The following is a 19,697-nucleotide window of genomic DNA, read 5'->3' as shown; positions in this document are numbered from 1 at the left end:
CCCACGAAGTCACGGACGGTGATCGGTGAGACGAGTCGTTTCGGCCGCCAGTCAGACGAGGCAGTGAGCGGCTCGGGGCGCAAACATCACCAATTGGTCCACACAGGCGCTTCGAGAGGCCGATGGATCCCGATGAACGTCGTAGCTCCCGTGAGCGTGACGTCGCCATGTTCGGGAATGGCTGCCGTTCGGGCCGGCTTGCGGGCATGCTGGCGTGGAACTTGGCCTCGATCGGCCGACAGGAAGGCGACAATGGGTGAGGATCCGGCCTCGAAGGAACTACGCGATTACCTGGCGTCGGAGCTACGCGCGGCGGGATCGGCGGCCATCGGCGCCGGTGCCGACCCGGACGCGGTGACGGCCGACCTCGCGGAGCGGCTGCACCGCATCAACCTGATGCTGGCAGCCCTCGAAGAGCCTACGAATCCCGACTCGGCTGACTGACCGACTCGCTTATCGGGCCCACGTGCGGCCCTTGGTCGGTGGCGAAGCGGATCTGGTCGCCGGTGCGTACCGGCGACCGCTCATGGATCTCCCGGCCGTTGAGGAAGGTGCCATTCGGCGCCTCCAAGATCGGCGTGATCCAGGCGTTCCCCTCCTCGTCCACGCTCACCGTCGCGTGCGATCGTGAGACGTTGGGGTGGTGGGCGAACAGGTGCCCGTGCTCGCCCGTCCGGCCCAGGTGGGCCGACGTCCGGCGGGCCGACAGCACCACCGAGCCAGCCGGAAACGTGATCACCAGGGCCGGTGGCACGAGCGATCGGTGGCAGTTGGCGCAGGTGTCGTTGCGTGCGTCGGTCGCGCGGGTTCCGCACGACCAGCACGTCGGGCGGGGCTCCTCAGGCACCGGGTCCGCCGGTTCGGCGATGGCCGGGGTGGGGGCCGGGACCAACTCCACGCCCGGATGGCGGGGGCAGAAGAAGCTGTCGCTCGGGTAGCTCTCCCTGCACCGGGGGCACCAGAGCTCGGGGTCGTCGCTCATTGGTCGCGCCTCGCGTGGAGCGTGACCACCCCGTCCGCCACGGTGATGTCGTCGATCCGGACCTTGCCCCAGCGTACGTCCTCGTCGAACAGGTAGCGGGCGAGCGGGTTGACGAGCTTGCTCTCCACCTCGTTGCCGATGCCTCGGCCGCCGTTAGTCAGCGTCTCCGGTGCGGTGCACCACTCTTCCAGGCGTTGCCGGGCGGCGCCGCCCAGCTCCAGATGGATGTCATGGTCGCGGGTGAGCCGCTCCTCGACGTTGCGGAGCTGCCGGTCGAGGATGGTGCGGGCCGCCATGTCGTCGATGAAGTCAAATACCACGATGTTGTCGCCGAACCGGTTGAGCAACTCTGGGCGGCCCAGCTCGCGGGTGAAGTGGTCCTTGATCGCCTCTTTGACCGTCCGCTCCAAGACGTCGTGCGCGATCCCCGGATGGACCAGCTGGATCTTCTCGCCGGTCGCCGGGTCGTCCCGAAAGATGCCCAGGTTCGACGTGAAGATCAGCATGCACTCGGTGAAGTACGTGGTGATGCCCTGTCCGTCGGTGAGCCGGCCGTCGTCGAGAATCTGGAGGAACTTGTCGAAAATCTGCCGATTCGCCTTCTCGAATTCGTCGAAGAGCACCACCGAGAACGGCTTGCGCCGGATCGCGCCGGTCAGCTCACCGCCCGCCTCATAGCCGACGTAGCCGGGCGGCGCACCGGTCAGCCGGTCGGCTGAGTGGCTCGCCGAGAACTCCGACATGTCGAACCGCAGGTACGCGTCCGGGTCGCCGAACAGCGTGGTGGCCACCTGCTTGGCAAGCTCTGTCTTGCCGACGCCCGTCGGCCCGGCCAGGAACAGCACGCCTCGGGGCCGATTGGCCGAGCTGGTGGCCTGCGCGCCGGACAGCCCTAGCGCGGCGCGCTTGAGGATGTCGAACGCCTTCACCATGGCCGCCTGTTGGCCGAAGATCCGGTCCGGCACCTCGCGTTCGCCCAGCATGATCTGCTGGCGGACCGCCTCCTGTCGCCACGGGTTCTCGTCGACGCCGATGCGGTAGATCCGGATCACATCGTCGATGCGCGCGAACGGCATCCCGCGGTCCGCGCCGAGTCGGGCGACCTCCCGCATGGCATGCAGCGTCATGTCGTCGGTGCGCTGTGCGAACCGGGTCACGTCCAGGTCGCTCTGGGCGGGCGCGACTGGGCTGCCCGTGATGACCGGCGCGAAGTACTGGGCAGCCTTGATCCTTTCGGCCAAGCCGGGGTTGGGCACCGCGATGGTGCGTACCCGCTCCACGCCGACGGTCAGCCACGCCGGCAGGTCCCGCTCTCCCTCGGTCAGCCAGATGATCGGGTTGAACAGGTCTGTTGGTCGGTCGGGCGGGCCACCCAGGTGGGTCTCGGCGGTGACCGCGAGCTTCTGGGCGAACAGGAAGAAGTCGCGCTCGACACCTTCCAGACCGGTCTGGCTGCGCGGGATTCGGGCCGCGTAGTCGATGACGAGCGCGGCGCGGGCGCTCTGCGCGCCGGCGGTTGGCGCGTCGTCGGGCTGCGGGGCGGCCGGGATCGCGTCCGCGTCGATCGGTGGTGGCTCCGTCGCCCCGACCACCCGCGCCATGCAGGTACGCAACCGCTCCAGAGTCTGCTTCTTGCCAATCACGCGGCGGCCCAGGATCTGCTCTGCGGCCGTCCGCGCCCCCGGGTCGTCGGGCGGGTAGACGGTGATGCCGTCGACCTGGTCCGAGACGATCAGGCAGCGGTACCCGGACGGACGCAACGCCCGCCAGAGGGCCTCGAGGAGATGCACTGGGCGTACGCCGCCAGGCGTGCGCCGTATCTCCGGTACCAGGTGCAGGTCGCGCGTGTTGCCGTAGAGGACGTACTGCGAGTGCACGGCCAACGTGCCGGCCAACTCCTGGGTGAACGACGGAAAACCTGGCAGGAACTCGTGCTGGTTGGTGGTCATCGATTCTCCTCAGGGTGGTCCTGGGTGCGGGCGGAATGGGCGGAATCGTCGAATGACGACAACGTCGTCGAGCCGGTGCCAGGCGCGAACCGCATCAGCGCCGGGACCGGTTCGCTGGGTAGATGCACCTTTGCGCCGATGCCATGCCGGTTTAGCTCCGCGCCGACATGCCGCAGGCTGTCGTTCAGATCCGCGCAGCGGCCAGCCTCGCCGTCCGCTTCCGGAGCGAGTCGGATCAGCCGAGACCGCACCCTGCCCGCCTCATCGATCCAGACGTCCGCGGAGTGCCCGCCGCGCCAGGCCTGTCGAGACACCGACAGCGTGGCGCTGTGGTGCACCTGGAGACCTGCGGTGACCGAGTAACCCAACCCGCTGAACGCCTCGGCGACTCCGTCGAGCAGTCGACGTCGGTTGATCTCCACTTGCGCAAAGTTCAGTGCGCTGTGCGCGTCACGTCGATCGTCGTCGACCAGGTCGGCGTCGCCGCGCACCACGGCCCGCAGCCGCTCGATCGAGTCGAAGCACGGCGGTCGCGGCGGCGCGGCGTCGGTGATCACGTCGGCGACGAGCGGTTGTTCCAGCGCTGCCAACAGGTTCGCCGCTTCCCGGCGGCGGGCGATCCGCGGGTTGATGTCCTTCCGCACCGTGCGGGCAAGAGCATCCAGATACGTACGGCTCATCGACGTGCTCTTCTGCTGCTCGGCCCGCGCCGCTGCCGTCAACGCCTCGGCGCGGTCGTCCGCGCTGGCATCCTCGTGCAGTTGGCACAGGATCGCATCGATCTCGGCATGGACCCGGCGCTCGTCGACCTTGTGCGTCTTTGCCGAAACCGTGCCCCTGCTTTGATTTCGGCTGGCAAGCACTGTCTGATGGCGAGCGAGCACTTCGGCAGCGGACGGGGCGCTGTCAGCCAGGGCCGACAACTCCACGAGCAGAGTCCGCCGCTCCCGCACTGCCTCCGCTTGCTCAACTGCGGCCCGCAGGCCGGCGAGCGAAACTTGGGCCTGTGCCACCAGGTCTCGGGTGTCGGCGAGTTTCCGCCCGGTCAGGTCGATCGGCCGGGGCAGCGCGAGCCGTACGCCGGACTTCTCGGCGCGGGCGGCCAGCAAGCGCAGATCCTGGTTGGTCCGTGCCACCGAGCCCGCGGCCAGCTCCCACAATCGGGTACGAATTGCGAGGTCGTCCTGTGCGTTCGCCGAGCGTTCCATCTCGTCGGCGAACTGCTCAAGCGCACGACCGGTCGCCTCGGTGCCTGCCTGGGCGGCTCGAATCGCCATCGTCGCGGCCACCCCCGCCCCGACGGCGACCAGTGCGACCGGGGCGAGCAGGATGCCCATCGGTACGACCGCGATCTCTCCACCACTCATGAGTCCGCTCCTCCTGCCGCCCCGGCCGGGACAGCATCGGTTTCTGACGGTTGGCGTTGTGCCGCCTCGGCGATCTGCGCCTCCTCGACCGCGACCTGGTTGCGCCACCTCGCCCAGCGACGCATCACCCAGACCAGGTGGGCGATCGTCATGGCGATCACCAGGAACTGCGGAAACTCGATCGACACCAGGGTGATGCCGGCCAGCGCGGCGAGGATCGCCGCGGCGGCCTGCGCCCAGGAGCGCTGCATCCAGCGGCTCAGCGGTCGCAGGGCGAGCAAGCCGCTGCCGGGTATCGAGTACCGCACGTGGAACCGGCCACCGATGCTGGCGGCGAGCATGCACTCGGCGACCAGCGAGACGGCGAGGCAGATCGACGCGGCGACCCAGGCGATCCCGATCACAGAGTCGTCGACCCGGTTGGCGGCGTCGGCGGCAGTGACGAGGGCGATCCAGGCCACGGCGACCGGGCACACACCGGCAACTGCCCAACCCAGGGCGGCCGGGCGGTTCTGCCGGCGCGACCACTCCCGGAAGGCCGCGCTGATGAGCAACTCGTACTCGCCCGCCTCGCGGAGCCGGATCCGCTGCGCCTCGGTGCGCGCGCTGCTGATGGCGATCCCGGACAAGAGTTCCGCCGCCCAGACCGTCGTCTGTTGACGGACCATTGCCTCGAACCATGGGACCGACACGGGCAGTTCCGCGACCGCCCGCTCCAGCCGTTCCTGGACGGCAGCAAGGTCCTCCGGCTGGTGCAGCGCCATTCGCAGCCAGATCGCCAGTCTCTCCCGGTCGGTGGCCGTGTTACGCAGGTGTTCCCGAGCCCTCGGGTCGGTCACCCGGCTCACCAGCGTGCGCCACTCCCGAGACGCGCGGATCCAGGAACGATCCAGTTCGGCGAGCATCTGACCGCCGGTGTCGGCGTCGTCCGGCACGGCCGTGTCGAACTCGGGCAGCAGGCGATGGTTCCATAGGTCGGCGAGGACCCAGGCGTCGTCACCGTCGTTCGCTGTCGCCCGGTGGGCGATGGCCAGCAGGCCGCGCCGCGAGATCACGTGGTTGCGATAGACCGGAGGCCGGGTCGGGTCGAGGGCCCGGAGGACCCGGAGCAGCCGTACGTGAACGGACTCCCTCCGGTCCGTCGCGACCCCGTCCACCACCCGGCGGGCTTCGGTCGCGTCGTCATCGGTGAACTGGTCGAGCCAGGCCCGCAGCCCATCGAGCCCGCCGTCCCGTTCGACAAGCACCCGCACGGTGTAGTTCCAGGCGACTGTCATGGCCTGCGCAAGCTCGTCCCGGAGCCGGTAGGAGCCGCCCCGGAACTGGTAGGGCGTCTCTGCCGCGTTCGGGGTGTACGCCGCCGACGGCGCAGCTCTTGGCGGCTGCGGGGCACGACCGACCAGCCACAGCCCGACGTTCTCGGCGCCCCAGCGTTCGGCCGGATCCGTGACCAGCAGGCCCTGGCACAGATTGCGCAGCCGGTCGTCGGGCACACCGGAGACGTCCACCGGGCGCGTCCGACCGAAGTGACTGCGGATGTCCTCGTCGGCCAGCCACGCGAACGGGTGCTGACCCGCGGCCAACTCGAGGACGGTCATCCCCAGGCCCCACCAGTCGGTTGCCGCACCGACCTGCCCGAGGTTGCTCCACTCGGGCGGTTGGTAAGCCAGGTTGAGCTGCTCGGGCCAGTCGATGCCGTCCAGCGGTTTAGCAATGTCAAAGTCGATCAGAGTCGTGTCTTCACCCTGACGCACGATGTTGGCGGGCTTCACGTCCCGGTGCACGAAACCGGCACGATGCAGCTCGATCAGCGCGGACGAGACCTGCTGCACCACCCCGCGAAGCTCGGCCAGGCCAAAGCCACTCGGATTCGATTGCTGACGCTCTCGAAGGGTTCCACCCGCGGCGTACACCGTCACGCTGTGTCCAGCCTCGAACTCGAGATACCGGACGGTGTGCGCGTGCGTGCCGACGAGGTACTGCACGAGCCCGGAATCCGGTTCGCGGTCCACTCGGTGACGTTTGATCACTACCTCGGTGCCGTCCGCGCGCACCCGCGCCAGATACAGCGCAGGCCGCTCCAGACGGCGGATCAGCTGGTATCGCGCGGCCAGCAGCTCGGGCAGGCCGTTCTCGGGCCAGTCGCCAGTCCCCGCGCCCGGCCGCACCCGCCCCTCGTCCAGCAGCGTCTCGTCCAGATCGGCGTGGCCGACCGGCGGGCGCGGCGAGAGCCGCCGCGTCCGTCCCTCGTCCACCAGAGTCTCGTCGAGACCGGCTGGTTGCTCGGGCTGGCTCATCCGCTGCTGACACCTCCGTGCTCCGGTCCGCCAGAACTCTGGTGACCACCGATCCCTGCTACAGAGGAAGTGACGGACCGGTGAACTATCTCCAGATGTGGGGCCGGCGGTTCGGTCAGGCGCTCGCGGTTCTCCGCGACCCGGACGCCGGCCTGCTGGTGCCGTTGCCCAGGCCCGCCGTCGACCCGCGCGTCGACGCCGACCAACTCGTGGACCAGGCCCGAGACAAGGGCCTCACTGACGGCAAGCAGTACCTCTATGACGGTTGGTCGTTCGGGCACGAGGGTGACCCGCCGAACGCGGTGGGCGAGCCGAAGTACATCGAGATGCTGCGACACAGGTGCGAGACCGCGATACACGAGCACCGCGACCGGCAGCGGCTGACCGAGGCCCGGCTGGCCGACCTGCACCACACCGCACAGGAGGCGGACCGGCAGATGCGCGCCGCCCGGGACAGGATGGCCCGGATCGCCGCCCGGGATCAGCTCGACGAGGACAACTCACTGCGCGCGTTCCTGCACCGGCGCAGGATCGACGTCACTCAGCTCGAGCTACCCCCGATCGACCACCCGGTGTGGGAGGGCGAGGCACCGCCGATGCGCCTGATCTGGCGGGTGCTCATCGTGTTGTTTCTGGGTGCTGTCGTCTTCAAGATCGAGCACTACGTCGCTACGGCGTACCTGCCGCTCACCGACCTCGGGCAGGCCAGCGGGCTGCTGCTCACCGGGGCGATCGCCGGGCTGACAATTGTCGGCCCACTGGTCTCCGGTCAGCTGTTCCGCAGCCGCCACGCAACCGGCTACGACCGGCCGCTGGCCGTGCTGACGGTTCTGCTCCTGCTGCCCACACTGGCGATCATCCTGGGCTTCGGGCTGCTCGCCGCGGCGCTCTACGACCGCGGCGTCACCAGCGCTGCGTCGTTGAGCACGGCAGTCGCCCCATCAGGGGCTGCCGCGCTCGGGCTCACCCCGGCGACGCTGATCCTGGTCTTCGATGTGGTGCTGTTCCTGGCCTGCGCGATGGCATACATCTTGGGGCTTGCCCAGCGGCATCCGTTCCAGGAGGCATTCGTCCGCAGCCGGCAGGTACGCAACCGCACCATCAACGTGACCCAGCGGATGGGGACCCGGATCAACGGTGACTATCGGGTGGCGATGACCTCGATCGACGGTGCGGCGGGCGACCCCGAGGCAGTGCAGGCGCCCGACCGGGAGGCAGCCATCAGGTCCGCCTACCAGGCCGCGGAGGAGGCGTACTACCAGGGACTGATCGAGGCGGTGGCTGACCCGACCTTCACCGAGGCAGTGCTACGGCACCGGACCCGGGCGGCGGTGCCGACCGATGAGTGAGACGCTGCGGCTGGCCCGAGCGCACTTCCCGGTGACGGCGCTTGGCTACGGTCGGCGTCTGGGTCTCTGGGTGCAGGGCTGCCCGCTGGCCTGTCCCGGCTGCATCGCCAAGGACACCTGGGACCCCGCCGGCGGCGTCGAAGTCGACGCCGGGGACCTGCTTGATGACGTACGTCGCGCGGTCGCGGCCGGCGCTGACGGCCTGACTGTGAGCGGCGGAGAGCCGTTGCTTCAGGCCGCCGCGCTTGGGTCGCTGCTGCGCGGCGTACGCGAACTCAGCGAGTCCTTCGACGTTCTGCTCTACACCGGATTCGACTTCACCGAGCTGGATCGCGCGCAGCGCGCGACAGCCGAACTCGTGGACGTGCTGATCACCGGACGGTACGTCGCGACCGCGCCGACCAAGCGGATCTGGCGGGGCTCGGCCAACCAGGAGATGCTGCTGCGCACGCCGTTGGCCCAGGAGCGCTACACCGAGTTCCTGGAGTACGAGCCGGAGGCCCCACCCATTCAGATCGAGACCAGCGCCGATGGTCGCGCCTGGTGGGTGGGCGTGCCGAACCACCCGAACACCAAGCGCGAGTTGGATCGTACGCTGGCGGCGCTCGGCTACACAGTCGAATCGGTGAGCTGGCGCCGCCGCTAGGAGTTGCTTGGCTCGTCATCCTCCGGTCGGACCTGCTGTTCCTGGGGGGCCGCGATGGCGGCGAGCCGAGTAGCGCCCGGGAGCAGCCGCCGCCACCGGGGACGCTCCGCGGCGATGCGCTGCTGGACTGCGCGCATCGCGGCCTCGGCCCGTACCCGCCGGGCTGCCGACTTGCACCTGTCGACCTCGACGGCGTACTGCCGCTTGCGGCTGTTTCGTAGGTCATCAAGCTGCCTGCCGAGCGCCCTGGCCTCGGCGACGTCGCGCAGTAGCACGCCCTGCCGGGGGTTGGCTCGGCGCAGCCGCCGGCCGGCGCGGGTGAACTGTCCTACCTCGGGACGCGGTCGACGGTACCCGGCGGTGAACGCGATGGCCCCGGTGAGCACATAGAGCAGGAGCATCAGCCCCGCGCTCAGCAGCGGGTTGCCGTCGGTAGACGCGGTTGCCGACGTGCCCGCGTTCACATAGGCCCCTGTCGCATCGGCGCTGGGCAGGGCGGGGGCCAGCAGGCGGAAGACGAACGCTCCGAAGCCCATCGCCAGCCAAACCCCGAAGAGCGACCACCCGGCCACGGCTCGCCTAATGTTGCGGCGCTGCTCCTTGGCCTGCTTGAAACCCTCGCCCGCCCAGTGCGCGACGTAGGTCGTCGTCACGGTCAGCGCGAGCACGAGTGGAAACACCAGTGCGTCGTTAAGCATCCGCTCGACGACCTGCCGGAACGTAATGAGATCGGCCACCATCGCCAGCGCCAGCACGAGGTAGAGGACCAGCAGGCCCAGCAGGCTGCGGCCAGCCAGCTCACCGACCTTACCGACCTGATGGCCGGGCTCCTCGACTCCGTCGTAGCCGGCAGGGGTCGGAGTGTCCCGGTCCTCGACGTCGCGCAGCGCCATCCGCTGCTGGTAATCCAGCTGCTTGATCCGGCCGCCCCGGGCTTCGCCGTCGTAGTCGTACTGCACGATCAGACCGTCGATCGTGCCCTGCAGCTTGCCCAGCTCGACCTCCTCGGCCGTGTGCGAGCGGAGGATCTCTGCCTCCATCTCGATCACGTGTGACTCGATGACCTCGTCGATCGCCTTGATCACATCGGCGTCGATGCCGTAACGCGCCGACTCAGCCAGGTGTCGCCGGACCCGAGACCGCAGCTCCTTCTCACCGCTCATCACCGGAACGCGCCGCAGGCTCAGCTGCTTCAGCCGCTTGGAGGCCCCCCGTAGCTCGGCCCATCGTGTCCATTCCCTCGGCATCCTCACGTCAGGCTCCTGGTGTCGTGATGGTGGGGCGATGACTCGGTGACCCAGCCAGGCAGCGGGATCGAGGGGAGGGTGAGCAGTGGATAGAGGGTTCCGCCCTCCGGGTGGTTCTGGGCCAGCGCGGCCAGGTACACGGCGATACGCCGCTGGTACAACTCCACCGTCCGTTGGGCCTGGATGCCCGGGCCCGAGGCAGCTTCCTGGTGCTGACGAACGGCAGCGGCGCGCTCGGCCTGTCGGCGCTCGACGCGGTCGCGGGCGTGGTCCACGTTCTCCCGCGCGCGTAAGACCCGCCGCGAGCGCGCCACTTCACGGCGGTGCCGCAGCACCTCCTCCGCCCAGAGCACCTCCTCGGAGTTGCGAGGCCGTAGCTCCTCGGGCGTCAGTGGGACGCTCGCGTCCCGCAGACCCTCCTGCATCCGCCGCAGGTCCTCTTGAGCTCGCTCGATCCGCTCGTCGCACCGGCTCAGTTCGAGTGCCAGGGCCTGGCCCATGCGCAGGTACGCGACGTGCAGCTCGTTCAACTTCTGGCTCAGCTCGGCGAGGAGTACGACCTGATATCCGACGGTCAGCTGTCCACCGGTCTCGGCCAACTCCTGCTCTCGGCGCCGAACCTCGGCCAGGGACGGTATGCGCTGCTCACCGTCGAGCCGTCCGCGGAGCCGGTCGTCGCGTTGCAGGGGAGCGGGGTAGGACATGTCGGGGGTGGCCACCATGCCCAGTGCTGACGGACGGCCTGCGGTCCGTCAGCACTGGGCATGAAACCTCACAGGTCTGTGCGACTCGCCGTCCTGGCGATGTGCCTCCAGTTGGCAGCCGTAACCACCGGCTGCGCCTTGGTGTTCGGTGAAGAGTTCGAGTTCCACTGCCCGCAGCCTGCGGCTCCGGGCCTGGCCATCGCGGTTGGTGCCCGGGCCAACAGCCCGACGCCGACGCCTCCGACCGAAATCCGTCAGATGATCGTGGACACCATGATGGGCTGCGGCAAGATCACGGCCATCCGGGTGGACGGCCGTCCCGGCCTAGCGGGTGAGCTGGTGTTCAGTACCGGCGCCAAGACCAAGTCAAACTTCGCCATCGACCAGACGAGCTTCCTCAAGAATGTGGACTCGATCCTTGCCAGGTCGCATGCTGGGGCGCCGGAGGCGAACGTCCTGCAGGCGCTGAGCGTGGCATCGGACGCCGCCGGTCAGGGCGGCAGCGTGGTGCTGATCGACTCCGGAGTGCAGACGACCGCCCCTCTGGATTTCCGTAAGAACAACCTGGTGTCGCGGCGTCCGGCGCTCATCGCCAAGGCGCTGAAGCAGCAGGGCCTACTGCCCGACCTCAGTGAACGTAAGGTCATCATGGCGGGGCTCGGTTACACAGCCGCGCCGCAGGAGCCGCTCGACGAGAAGAACCAGGCGTTCCTCGTTGACCTGTGGCGCGAGATCGTTACGGCCTCCGGTGCCAAGGACGTGGTCGTGGCCGAAGAGCCGAACACGAGCCGGTCGGCGGTCACCAGCCCGCCCGTGAGCGTGGTCAAGTTCCCCGTCGCAGAGATCTACCTGGGCTGCGACACGCTCTCGGTACTGCCGGACAACGGCGGAGTCGGCTTCGTCGCCGACGAGGCCGAGTTCCGCGACCCGGCGGCGGCGAGGAAGATCCTGGGCAGATTCGCCGGCTTCCTCCGTGAGAACCCGAGCGTCGAGGTCCTGATCAAGGGATACGTGGCCCACCACGGCAACGGCGACCTCTCCCAGCGCCGTGCCGACCGGGTGAAGCAGGAACTGTCATCGCAGGGCGTTTCGAACACGATCACCGCGAAGGGCATGGGCTGGGGCCCGTACCCGAGCGTGAGCGCACCCCCGGACCCCCGTTACGACCAGAAGAACCGCCAGGTCACGATCGAGGTCAATTGTGCGCGGACGTAAAGCGGATGTTGTGCGGGCCGGGACGCGCAAGGCTCGTCGGGTGGGTGGTTGAGCTGGTGCTGGGCGGGTACGGGGTCGGGCATGCGGATCGTGGTGGTGGGGGCGAGCGGCAACGTCGGTACGGCGCTGCTGCGGAGGCTGCGCCGAGAGCGGGGCGTGGAGTTGGCCGGGGTCGTTCGACGGTTGCCCGGCCCGGATGCTGGCGAGCCGTACGACCAGGTGGAGTGGCACTCCTGCGACATCGGCGCGCCGGGCGCGGTCGGGCAGCTCGCCGAGGTGTTCGCGGGTGCGGACGCGGTGGTGCACCTGGCCTGGCAGATCCAGCCCAGTCACGACCAGCGGGTGCTGCGCCGGACCAACGTCGACGGCAGCCGGGCGGTGATCAACGCGGTGGTCCAGGCCGGTGTGCCGGCCCTGGTGTACGCCTCGTCGGTGGGCACCTACGCGCCCGGCCCGAAGGACCACCCGATCAGCGAGCGGTGGCCGGCCACAGGTGTGCCCGGCTCGTCGTACAGCGAGCACAAGGCCGAGGTGGAGGCGCTGCTGGACGGGGTCGAACGGGATCATCCGACGCTGCGGGTGGTACGGATGCGACCCGGGTTGACCTTCCAGCGGGCCGCCGGTGCGGAGATCACGCGGTACTTCCTCGGCCCGCTGGCGCCGGTGCGGCTGCTGCGCTTCGGCCGGATCCCGCTGGTGCCGGCGAACCGCCGGTTGCGGATGCAGGCGGTGCACGCCGATGACGTGGCTGACGCGTACACCCGGGCGGTGTTGGGTGATGCGCGCGGCGCCTTCAACATCGCCGCGGACCCGGTGCTCACTCCGGAGCTGGTGGCCCGGCACTTCCACGGTTGGACGGTGCCGGTCGCCGCGCCGGTGCTGCGGGTGGCGGCGGTGCTGACCTGGCGGGCGCGGCTGCAACCGGTCGACGCGGGCTGGGTGGAGCTGGGTCTGAACGCCCCGCTGATGTCCAGCGAGCGCGCGGAGACCGAGCTGGGCTGGCATCCCAAGATCAGTGCGCTGACGGCGCTCAAGGAACTCTTCGCCGGAATGGCCGACGGCGACCACACGGCAAGCCCGCCGATGTCCGGCGCACGGGACCTACCCGGCCGCCCCGCCGCCCTCCTCCACGCCCGCCCCCCAGGTCAGGGAAACCCCTACTGACCCCATCCCAGCTCGTTGATCAAGAGCTCCCAGTCAAAAAACCGAGTCCTGGTGACCGAAACCTCTTGATCATCGGCGGGGGTGCGGGAATGCCGGGCGCACCCAGCGCGGGCGCGGGTGGGCTAGGAGAGCTTGGAGTTGGTTACCGTGGGGTTGCGGGCGCCTAGGAAGAAGATGCCGGGGAAGCCGCGGGTCTCGAACTTGGCGCTGGGGTTGCGGCGCAGGGTCGAGTTTTCGATCCTCATCGTGCCGGTGCGGTTGTTGCTCACGAAGAAGACCGCGCCGCCGCCCTCGTTCGCCTTGTTGTTCTCGATGATCGTGCCGGCGAGCCGTACGGTGAACTCGTTGCCGTCGCAGTAGATCGCGCCGCCGCTGCCGCCACCCGGCGTGCCGGACTTGGCCGGGTTGGCGCCGCTGCCGATCGCCTCGTTGTCCCTGAGCAGGCTGTTCAGCACCACCCAGGAGACGCCGATGCTGCTCAACGCCCCTCCGTTGGAGCAGGAACCGCCGTCGAAGGTGCTGCTCACCACGTACACCGGCTTGTTCTCGTACTGGCTCAGCACCCGGACGGCCGCCCCACCCAGGTCGGGTCCGGTGCGGTCGCAGCGGTTGCGGACGAAGCGCGAGTTGACCACCTTCAGCCGCCCGCCGCGTACGAAGATCGCCCCACCGCCGCCGCCCTCGACCTTCTCGCCTGTGGAGTTGCCGTCGGCGAAGGTGAGGTTCTGCACGGTGAGCTGTGGGTGGTCCTGGTTCTGGCAGTGCGAGGTGGTGAAGCCCTGGGCCTCGTCGCAGGTGTTCATGTAGAGGATGCGGCGCTGCCCCTGGCCGCTCAGCGTGACCTTGCCGCCGCCGTCCAGCACGATCTTCGGCCCGTTGGCGTTGCGGACCTTCGCGGTGGCGGCCATCTTGATGGTCACCGGGGCCGGTCCACAGTTGAACGTGATGACGCCGCCGGCCGTGACGGCCTTCACGACCGCCGCGGAGGTGCAGCTCGCCGGGGTACCGGTGCCGATGGTCCGGGTCGGCTTGGCGGTGTCCACCGCCCGCGCCTCGGCCGGCACGGTGGCCCTGCCGTTCGGGTTGCCGGCGGCGAGCACCTTGTTGGCGGGCTTCGGGCTGGCGCTGGCGCCCGGGCCGCCGAGGCCGTCGCGGGCCCCCGGCGCGTCGCCCTGACCGCCGGTCGGCAGGGCCGTCGGCGAGGCGGACGAGCCGGCCTCGAAGGCGGGGGCCGGGTCGTTGGGCGCGCAGGCGGGCAGGGTCGCGGTGGCGACACCGAGGACGAGGAGAGCGGCAAGCGACGTCATGCGCACCCCGTGATGCTAGTGGGAGAGGGCGAAGGCGGTGAGGAAGCCGGCGACCGTGATCAGACCGACCAGGAGGTGCGCGTTCTCGAACGCCTCCGGGACCATGGTGTCGGTGATCATGGCGAGGATCGCCCCGGCGGCGAGCGCGGTGATGGCGGCCAGCACCTCCGGCGGCGCGCCACCCAGCAGCGTGTTGCCGACCAGTGCGGCGACGCCACTGATCAGCGCGATCCCGCTCCAGAGCAGGAACACGTACCGTCGGGTGCGGCCGGCCTGGCGCATCCCGGCCGCGCTGGACAGCCCTTCCGGAACGTTGCTGAGGAACACCGCCGCCACCGTGACCAGGCTGACCGCGCCGCCGCCGAGCAGGCTGGCGCCGATCACCACCGATTCGGGTACGCCGTCGAGCAGCGCGCCGACGGCGAGCGCCGACCCGGAGCCAGGCTGCTCGCTCTCCGAGGGTTGCTGGTCGCCGGACCGCTTCCGGTGCCGAGCGCCGTGCCGGGCGAGGGCCAGGTTGGCCAGGGTGTAGGCCAGCGCACCGACGGCAGCGCCGATAGCGGTGGGCAGCAGCCCGCCCTGCGCGTGCGCCTCGGCGATCAACTCGAACGACACGGCGGAGAGCAGCACCCCCGCGCCGAACGCCATGATCGACGCGATGACGCGCTGCGGCACCCGGGCGAACCAGCCGACCGCCGCCCCGACCAGCAGGGCCGACCCGGCCAGCAGCCCCCACCCACCCGCCTGTAACCACTCCGGCATTTGCGGGAGCGTACCCACGGTCGCCCAGGCGACAAACCCGATTGTGAGGAGGGCTCAGAAGTCGGCGAAGAGATACGGCACCCGGCGGGGGAAGAGGCCGCGCAGCTCCGTGGCGGCGTCCACCGGCACCTCACCCAGACCGCGCAGCGGCAGCTCGACCGGGTCCAGCACCCCGTACGCGAGGGCGGAGAGCCCGGCGGCGGTGAGCGTGGCGGTCGGCGCGCGGCCGGTGCTGTCGTCGACCAGTTCCAGCGCGCCGGTCGTGCCGTCGAGCAGGTGGGTGCCGGTCAGCCAGCGGTCCCCGGTCAGCTCGATCCGCACCCGGCCCGGGCCGGCGGGCAGCCCGCTCAACGCGTCAAGCGACAGCAGCCGGGCCATCGGCGCGGACGAACCCGGCACGGCCGTGCGGGCCTCGACGTGCACGTCCAGGTCGGTCAGCCACAGCTCGGGCAACTCGTCGGGCGGAACCTGGACGGTGACCCGCTCGATCTGGTCGACGTGCCGGGCGAAGAACTGCAACAGCAGCGACCGCGCGAGCGGGTCGGTGACCAGCAGTTCGTTGCCGTGCAGCGTGCCGCCGTGTTCGTCGATCCGGTACGTCACCGCGCCGGTGACCTCGCCGTCCACCCGGGCGGTGAGCAGCCAGTGCTCGTCGCGGTCGCGCATTCCGATCGCCCGGTAGTCGGGAAAGATCGCGAAACCGTGTCGTTCCTGGAGGTTGCGCTCGGTGAACGCCCGCCACGCCGGATAGCCGGCGGCGATGCGTTCCCAGCTCACCTCGCCGGCCAGGTCCACCCGCAGCAGCGAGCCCAGGTTGGCCGGAGTGAAGGTGACCCGGCGTGGCTTGGGCAGCCCTGCGTAGCCGAACCGGGCGTAGAAGCTGGGCCGGAACGGATAGAGCGCGCTGATGAGGTGCCCCTCGTCGCGCATCTCGTCGAGGAGTTGGTGCAGCAACGTCCGGACGTGCCCCTGCCGGCGGGCCAGCGGATGTGTTGCCACCCCGGCGACACCGGCCATCGGCAGCACCACTCCGCGCAGGTTCTGTCGCATCGGAATGGCCGAGACGGCGGCCAACGTGGTGCCGTCCTCCTCGGCGATCAGCGTCCGGTTGCCCTGGTTGTAGGGCAGGTAGTCGCGGAAGTCCGCGGTCCGGGCAGCGCTCAGCGGCGAGGACTCGAAGGCGTACGCGGCCAGCGGGAAGCTGGTGGTGAGACGGTCGTCGTCGGTCACCCGGCGGATGGTCATTCGCCCATCTCAACCCGCCGCGGGGGTCGCAGCAACCGGATTGGCCCGATCCGCGGTGCCCGCGGCGGTCAGCCGACCGGCAGGTGCCGCAGGTGCCGGCGGCGGCGCAGGCGGACGCTGGCCACCGCGGCCACGCCCAGGGCCAGCAGGGCGGTGACGACGAGGCCGTGCAGCAGGCCACGGGCGAGGTAGCCCTGGTCGGTGTTGTCGACCGTCCAGGTGGCGATCTCCCGGCTCGACCAGAACGGCGTCAGCCTCGCCCCGGAGCCGGCCGGGTCGATCAGCATCTGCACCGTCACCACGGTGAGCAGCAGCAGCGTGCCCTCCAACTCGCGGGGCAGCAGCGCACCGATCAGCATCCCGAACGGCGCCGCCACCGCGACGGAACAGAGCAGCGCCGCCGCCAGGCCGCCGTACCGCAGGTCCGCGCCGTCGATCATCGGCAGCAGGAAGAACGGTACGGAGATGACCAGCCCCACCGTCCACAGGCCGAGCATCCGACCGAGGTAGAGGTGGTGTGGGCGGTAACCGGCCAGCCGCAGCCTCGGCTCCAACTCGCGTGCCGCGGTCGTGGCGAACAGCGCGGCGGTGCTCACCGCCCAGCCCACGCCGAGCAGCAGCGATCGAACCGACTGCCCGAGGTAGGCGTCCCGCCGGATCAGGTAGAAGGTCAACGGCATCAACAACAACAGCAGGAGTACGCCCCGACGCCGCAGCAGCTCCCGCAGGGTCATCTCGGCGACGGTGACGAGCCGGTTCACGGGTGACCTCCCTGGATGCCGGGCGCGTGCCACCCGGTCTCTCGTGCCGGGGTCAGGTCGAGCACGATGTCCACCCGGTCGAGTTGGTTGAGCAGGTGGGTCACCACGACGATGGCTGTGCCGGCGTCGCGCAACCTGCTGAGCTGGTCCCAGAAGTTGACGTAGGTGCCCTGGTCGAAGCCCTGGTACGGCTCGTCGAGCAGCAGCACGTCGGGGGCGCTGAGAGTGGACATGGTCAGGTTGAGCTTCTGTCGGGTGCCGCCGGACAGGTGGCGGGCCTGCACGTCCCCGCCCGCCTCCCAACCGAGCTGACGGGCCGCCGCCCGACCGGCGCGGCGGGCCGGCCCCCGGGCCACGCCCTGACCGGCGCCGACCAGCACGAAGTGCTCGTCGGCGAGCAGGAAGTCGGCGGTGCCGCCGGACTGCGGGCAGTAGCCGAGCCGCCCGGAGACGGTCACCTCACCGGCGTCCGGTGACATGAGTCCGGCGCAGATCCGGAGGAAGGTGCTCTTGCCACAGCCGTTCGCGCCCACCACCGCGGCGATCTGTCCGGCCCGGACGGTAAGCGTGGCGTCGCGCAGCACGGTTCGCCGTCCGTACCTCTTGGTGATGCCCGCCGCGTGCAGCCGGACCGGCCCGGGGCGCGGTCCGGGCGCGGTGCCGATGCTCTCCACGACCGCGCCCGCGTACTGCTGGGGTGGACCGAAGACGACCCAGGGGTCGCCGCCTCCCTCGCGCAGGTGCGTGGCGGCCTCGGCGACCACGTGCCGTGCGGCGTCCGCCGCGACCCGGCGCTGGTGCAGCTCGGCCGTGAGCGTACGCAGCCAATCGTCGGCGTTCACCGGGTGACCCCCTTCGTGACGATGTCGTTCACCGGCCGGACGAAGGTGAGCCAGGCGCTGCCGCCGGCGCGCAGCGCCGCGTACCCGTCGTCGGTGAGCCGGTAGTACTTGCGGGCCGGCCCGGCGCTGCCCTCCCGCCACTGCGCGGTCACCAGGCCGGTCTTCTGCAGGCGCAGCAGCACGGGATAGAGCGTGCCGCCCTGGATCGGCCCGACGCCCGCCGCGTCGAGCGCCTGGGCCAGTTGGTAGCCGTAGGACTCGCCTTCGGACAGCAGGGCCAGGACGCAGATATCGAGCACCCCCCGCAGCCACTGCCCGCGCCGGTCGGAATCCACGCGTCGGACAGTAGCGGCGCAAGCTAGATGGCACAACCACCTACTGTGGCGGCAGCACCCGAACCGGCCGGTTCGGGTGAGCTGCCGAGTGCGCCGTACGGGTCAGCGGGCGACGACGTCGGAGACCACGACTGTGACGTTGTCCGGGGCGCCGGCGTGGTGGGCCAGCTTCACCAACTGCTCACCGCACTGCTGGCGGTCGGCGTACATGCCCAGGGCCGTCGCGATGGCCTCGTCCTCGACGTAGTCGGAGAGCCCGTCGCTGCACAGCAGCAGCCGGTCGCCGGGGACGACGGTGAGCACACCGATCGCGGGTGGGGTGTCGGCGCCCTGCACGGCCCGGGTCACCAGGGACCGCTGCGGGTGGTGGCGGGCCTGCTCGGGAGAGAGGGTGCCCTGGTCGACAAGCGACTGCACGAACGTGTCGTCCCGGGTGAGCTGGGTCAGCTCCCCGTCGCGCAGCAGGTAGCAGCGGGAGTCGCCCACCTGGGCCAGCACCAGCGTCTCCCCGGCCAGCAGCGCCGCGGTGAGTGTCGTCCCCATGCCGTCCCGGCTCGGGTCGACGGTGATCGCGGCGTGGATGCGCTGGTTGGCGGTGCTGACTACGGCACGCAGCGCGTCGGCGGCACCGTCGGGGTCGGTGGGCGGAGCCAGCTCGTCCAGGATCCGGATCACGATCTCGCTCGCCACCTCGCCCGCAGGCAGCCCACCCATGCCGTCGGCGACGGCGATCAGGCGGTCACCGGCGAGGGCGGAGTCCTCGTTGTTGGTGCGCACCAAGCCGATGTCGTTGAGGATGACCGAGCGGAGGATCAGCGTCATGGGGACAAGCTTGCCAAGAACAACCCGCATTCGTCTCTACGCCTCCTACCTAGGTCGAGAAATGATTGCGATTTTCGTCGCCGGCCCGACGGTGCGTGACCGATCGGCCGGGCCTCAGTGGCGCGGATAGCGCAGTAGCAGGCTGGCGGCGACCTCCTCGTCACCCACCGCCGCGTAGCTGTGTGGCACGTCCGACACCCAGCGGAGGTGACCGCCGGCCGGGGCGGTCAGCGGTGCGTCGGCCGGCCCGGCGCGCAGCACCCCGGCGAAGACGGTGACGTGTTCGGTGACTCCCGGCGCGTGGGCGGGGGAGAGCTGCACGACGCCGGGTGCGACCCGCATCCGGTACAGCTCGTAGGTCGCGTCGGTGTCGGTGAACACCTCCAGCAGGGTGGCGGTGACCGCGGTGCCGTGCACGGTGGGTTCGGCCGTTGGTTCAGCCAGCAGGGCGGTGAACGGTACGCCGAGCTGCGCGGTGACGGCCCAGAGCGTCTCCAGGGTCGGGTTGCGGGTGCCGTGCTCCAGGCCGGAGAGGGTGGCCTTTCCGACGCCGGCGAGCCGGGCGAGTGTGGACAGCGAGATTCCCCGCTCCTCGCGTAGGGCACGGACCCGGCGCCCGACGACGGCGGGATCCACGTCGAGGCCCGGGCGCGGGGCTGGTGGTGGGTGCGGCACCCGGCTATCGTGCTACACGCTTCCGTTC

19 protein-coding genes are annotated in these 19,697 nt (G+C 70.2%); 5 read left to right on the top strand and 14 right to left on the bottom strand.

The features are described from left to right. Window positions 1-252: 252 nt before the first annotated feature. Complete coding sequence (locus ACIBD9_RS04045) at window positions 253-444, top strand: hypothetical protein (protein ID WP_396714305.1); 192 nt, start codon at window positions 253-255, stop codon at window positions 442-444. Here the strand turns inward: ACIBD9_RS04045 and ACIBD9_RS04040 are convergent. Genes ACIBD9_RS04040 through ACIBD9_RS04025 form a run of 4 tightly spaced genes read right to left on the bottom strand, consistent with a single transcriptional unit; the run spans window position 419 to window position 6,595 of the window. Continuing rightward, entirely contained in the window at window positions 419-982 is a 564-nt protein-coding gene (locus tag ACIBD9_RS04040) for an FHA domain-containing protein (RefSeq protein ID WP_396714303.1), read from the bottom strand. The genes ACIBD9_RS04045 and ACIBD9_RS04040 overlap by 26 nt on opposite strands. Beyond that, entirely contained in the window at window positions 979-2,931 is a 1,953-nt protein-coding gene (locus ACIBD9_RS04035) for an AAA family ATPase (protein WP_396714301.1), read from the bottom strand. The genes ACIBD9_RS04040 and ACIBD9_RS04035 overlap by 4 nt, the downstream gene beginning before the upstream one ends. Continuing rightward, complete coding sequence (locus ACIBD9_RS04030; protein WP_396714299.1) at window positions 2,928-4,298, bottom strand: hypothetical protein; 1,371 nt, start codon at window positions 4,296-4,298, stop codon at window positions 2,928-2,930. Before ACIBD9_RS04030 ends, ACIBD9_RS04035 begins: the two co-directional genes overlap by 4 nt. Next, entirely contained in the window at window positions 4,295-6,595 is a 2,301-nt protein-coding gene (locus tag ACIBD9_RS04025) for a serine/threonine protein kinase (RefSeq protein ID WP_396714297.1), read from the bottom strand. The genes ACIBD9_RS04030 and ACIBD9_RS04025 overlap by 4 nt, the downstream gene beginning before the upstream one ends. Before the next feature lie 80 nt (window positions 6,596-6,675). On the opposite strand from ACIBD9_RS04025, the gene ACIBD9_RS04020 reads away from it, so the two are divergent. Together ACIBD9_RS04020 and ACIBD9_RS04015 are read left to right on the top strand one after the other, a co-directional pair. After that, a complete protein-coding gene (locus ACIBD9_RS04020) occupies window positions 6,676-7,944 on the top strand; it encodes a hypothetical protein (protein WP_396714295.1) in 1,269 nt (422 codons plus the stop codon). Then, entirely contained in the window at window positions 7,937-8,590 is a 654-nt protein-coding gene (locus tag ACIBD9_RS04015) for a 4Fe-4S single cluster domain-containing protein (protein WP_396714293.1), read from the top strand. The genes ACIBD9_RS04020 and ACIBD9_RS04015 overlap by 8 nt, the downstream gene beginning before the upstream one ends. On the opposite strand, the gene ACIBD9_RS04010 is transcribed toward ACIBD9_RS04015, so the two are convergent. Both ACIBD9_RS04010 and ACIBD9_RS04005 read right to left on the bottom strand, forming a co-directional pair. Further along, on the bottom strand, window positions 8,587-9,843 hold the full coding sequence (locus ACIBD9_RS04010; protein WP_396714291.1) for a hypothetical protein: 1,257 nt from the start codon (window positions 9,841-9,843) through the stop codon (window positions 8,587-8,589). The two genes, ACIBD9_RS04015 and ACIBD9_RS04010, sit on opposite strands and share 4 nt — an antisense overlap. Further along, on the bottom strand, window positions 9,840-10,559 hold the full coding sequence (locus ACIBD9_RS04005; RefSeq protein WP_396714289.1) for a hypothetical protein: 720 nt from the start codon (window positions 10,557-10,559) through the stop codon (window positions 9,840-9,842). The genes ACIBD9_RS04010 and ACIBD9_RS04005 overlap by 4 nt, the downstream gene beginning before the upstream one ends. A 60-nt stretch (window positions 10,560-10,619) precedes the next feature. Here ACIBD9_RS04005 and ACIBD9_RS04000 point away from each other — a divergent pair, with 60 nt between their 5' ends. Beyond that, window positions 10,620-11,756, top strand: coding sequence for an OmpA family protein (locus ACIBD9_RS04000; protein WP_396714287.1), 1,137 nt, complete (start codon window positions 10,620-10,622; stop codon window positions 11,754-11,756). Between the two features lie 81 nt (window positions 11,757-11,837). Beyond that, entirely contained in the window at window positions 11,838-12,920 is a 1,083-nt protein-coding gene (locus ACIBD9_RS03995) for an NAD-dependent epimerase/dehydratase family protein (protein ID WP_396714285.1), read from the top strand. A 122-nt stretch (window positions 12,921-13,042) separates the two neighbouring features. Here the strand turns inward: ACIBD9_RS03995 and ACIBD9_RS03990 are convergent, their stop codons facing one another. The 8 genes from ACIBD9_RS03990 to ACIBD9_RS03955 all read right to left on the bottom strand — a co-directional run bounded on the left by ACIBD9_RS03990 (window position 13,043) and on the right by ACIBD9_RS03955 (window position 19,669). Next, window positions 13,043-14,227, bottom strand: a complete 1,185-nt coding sequence (locus ACIBD9_RS03990; protein ID WP_396714436.1) for a hypothetical protein — start codon at window positions 14,225-14,227, stop codon at window positions 13,043-13,045. 15 nt (window positions 14,228-14,242) lie between these two features. Next, window positions 14,243-14,989, bottom strand: a complete 747-nt coding sequence (locus ACIBD9_RS03985; protein ID WP_396714283.1) for a ZIP family metal transporter — start codon at window positions 14,987-14,989, stop codon at window positions 14,243-14,245. Between the two features lie 54 nt (window positions 14,990-15,043). After that, window positions 15,044-16,234 (bottom strand): enhanced intracellular survival protein Eis, encoded by a 1,191-nt coding sequence (gene eis, locus ACIBD9_RS03980; protein WP_396714281.1) that lies wholly within the window; start codon window positions 16,232-16,234, stop codon window positions 15,044-15,046. 68 nt (window positions 16,235-16,302) lie between these two features. Next, window positions 16,303-16,995: a hypothetical protein gene (locus ACIBD9_RS03975; protein WP_396714279.1), complete on the bottom strand. Its 693-nt coding sequence runs from the start codon at window positions 16,993-16,995 to the stop codon at window positions 16,303-16,305. After that, entirely contained in the window at window positions 16,992-17,837 is an 846-nt protein-coding gene (locus ACIBD9_RS03970) for an ATP-binding cassette domain-containing protein (protein WP_396714277.1), read from the bottom strand. Before ACIBD9_RS03970 ends, ACIBD9_RS03975 begins: the two co-directional genes overlap by 4 nt. Then, window positions 17,834-18,172 (bottom strand): PadR family transcriptional regulator, encoded by a 339-nt coding sequence (locus tag ACIBD9_RS03965; RefSeq protein WP_387170680.1) that lies wholly within the window; start codon window positions 18,170-18,172, stop codon window positions 17,834-17,836. Before ACIBD9_RS03965 ends, ACIBD9_RS03970 begins: the two co-directional genes overlap by 4 nt. A gap of 102 nt (window positions 18,173-18,274) precedes the next feature. Continuing rightward, window positions 18,275-18,994 (bottom strand): PP2C family serine/threonine-protein phosphatase, encoded by a 720-nt coding sequence (locus ACIBD9_RS03960; protein WP_238661850.1) that lies wholly within the window; start codon window positions 18,992-18,994, stop codon window positions 18,275-18,277. A 114-nt stretch (window positions 18,995-19,108) separates the two neighbouring features. Continuing rightward, complete coding sequence (locus tag ACIBD9_RS03955) at window positions 19,109-19,669, bottom strand: helix-turn-helix domain-containing protein (RefSeq protein ID WP_396714274.1); 561 nt, start codon at window positions 19,667-19,669, stop codon at window positions 19,109-19,111. Between the last annotated feature and the right edge of the window lie 28 nt (window positions 19,670-19,697).

This window comes from Micromonospora sp. NPDC050784, assembly GCF_044456765.1.
GTDB lineage: Bacteria > Actinomycetota > Actinomycetes > Mycobacteriales > Micromonosporaceae > Micromonospora > Micromonospora foliorum.
Note: the sequence above shows the minus strand (reverse complement) of the source record. Positions and strands in the feature narration are given on the sequence as shown.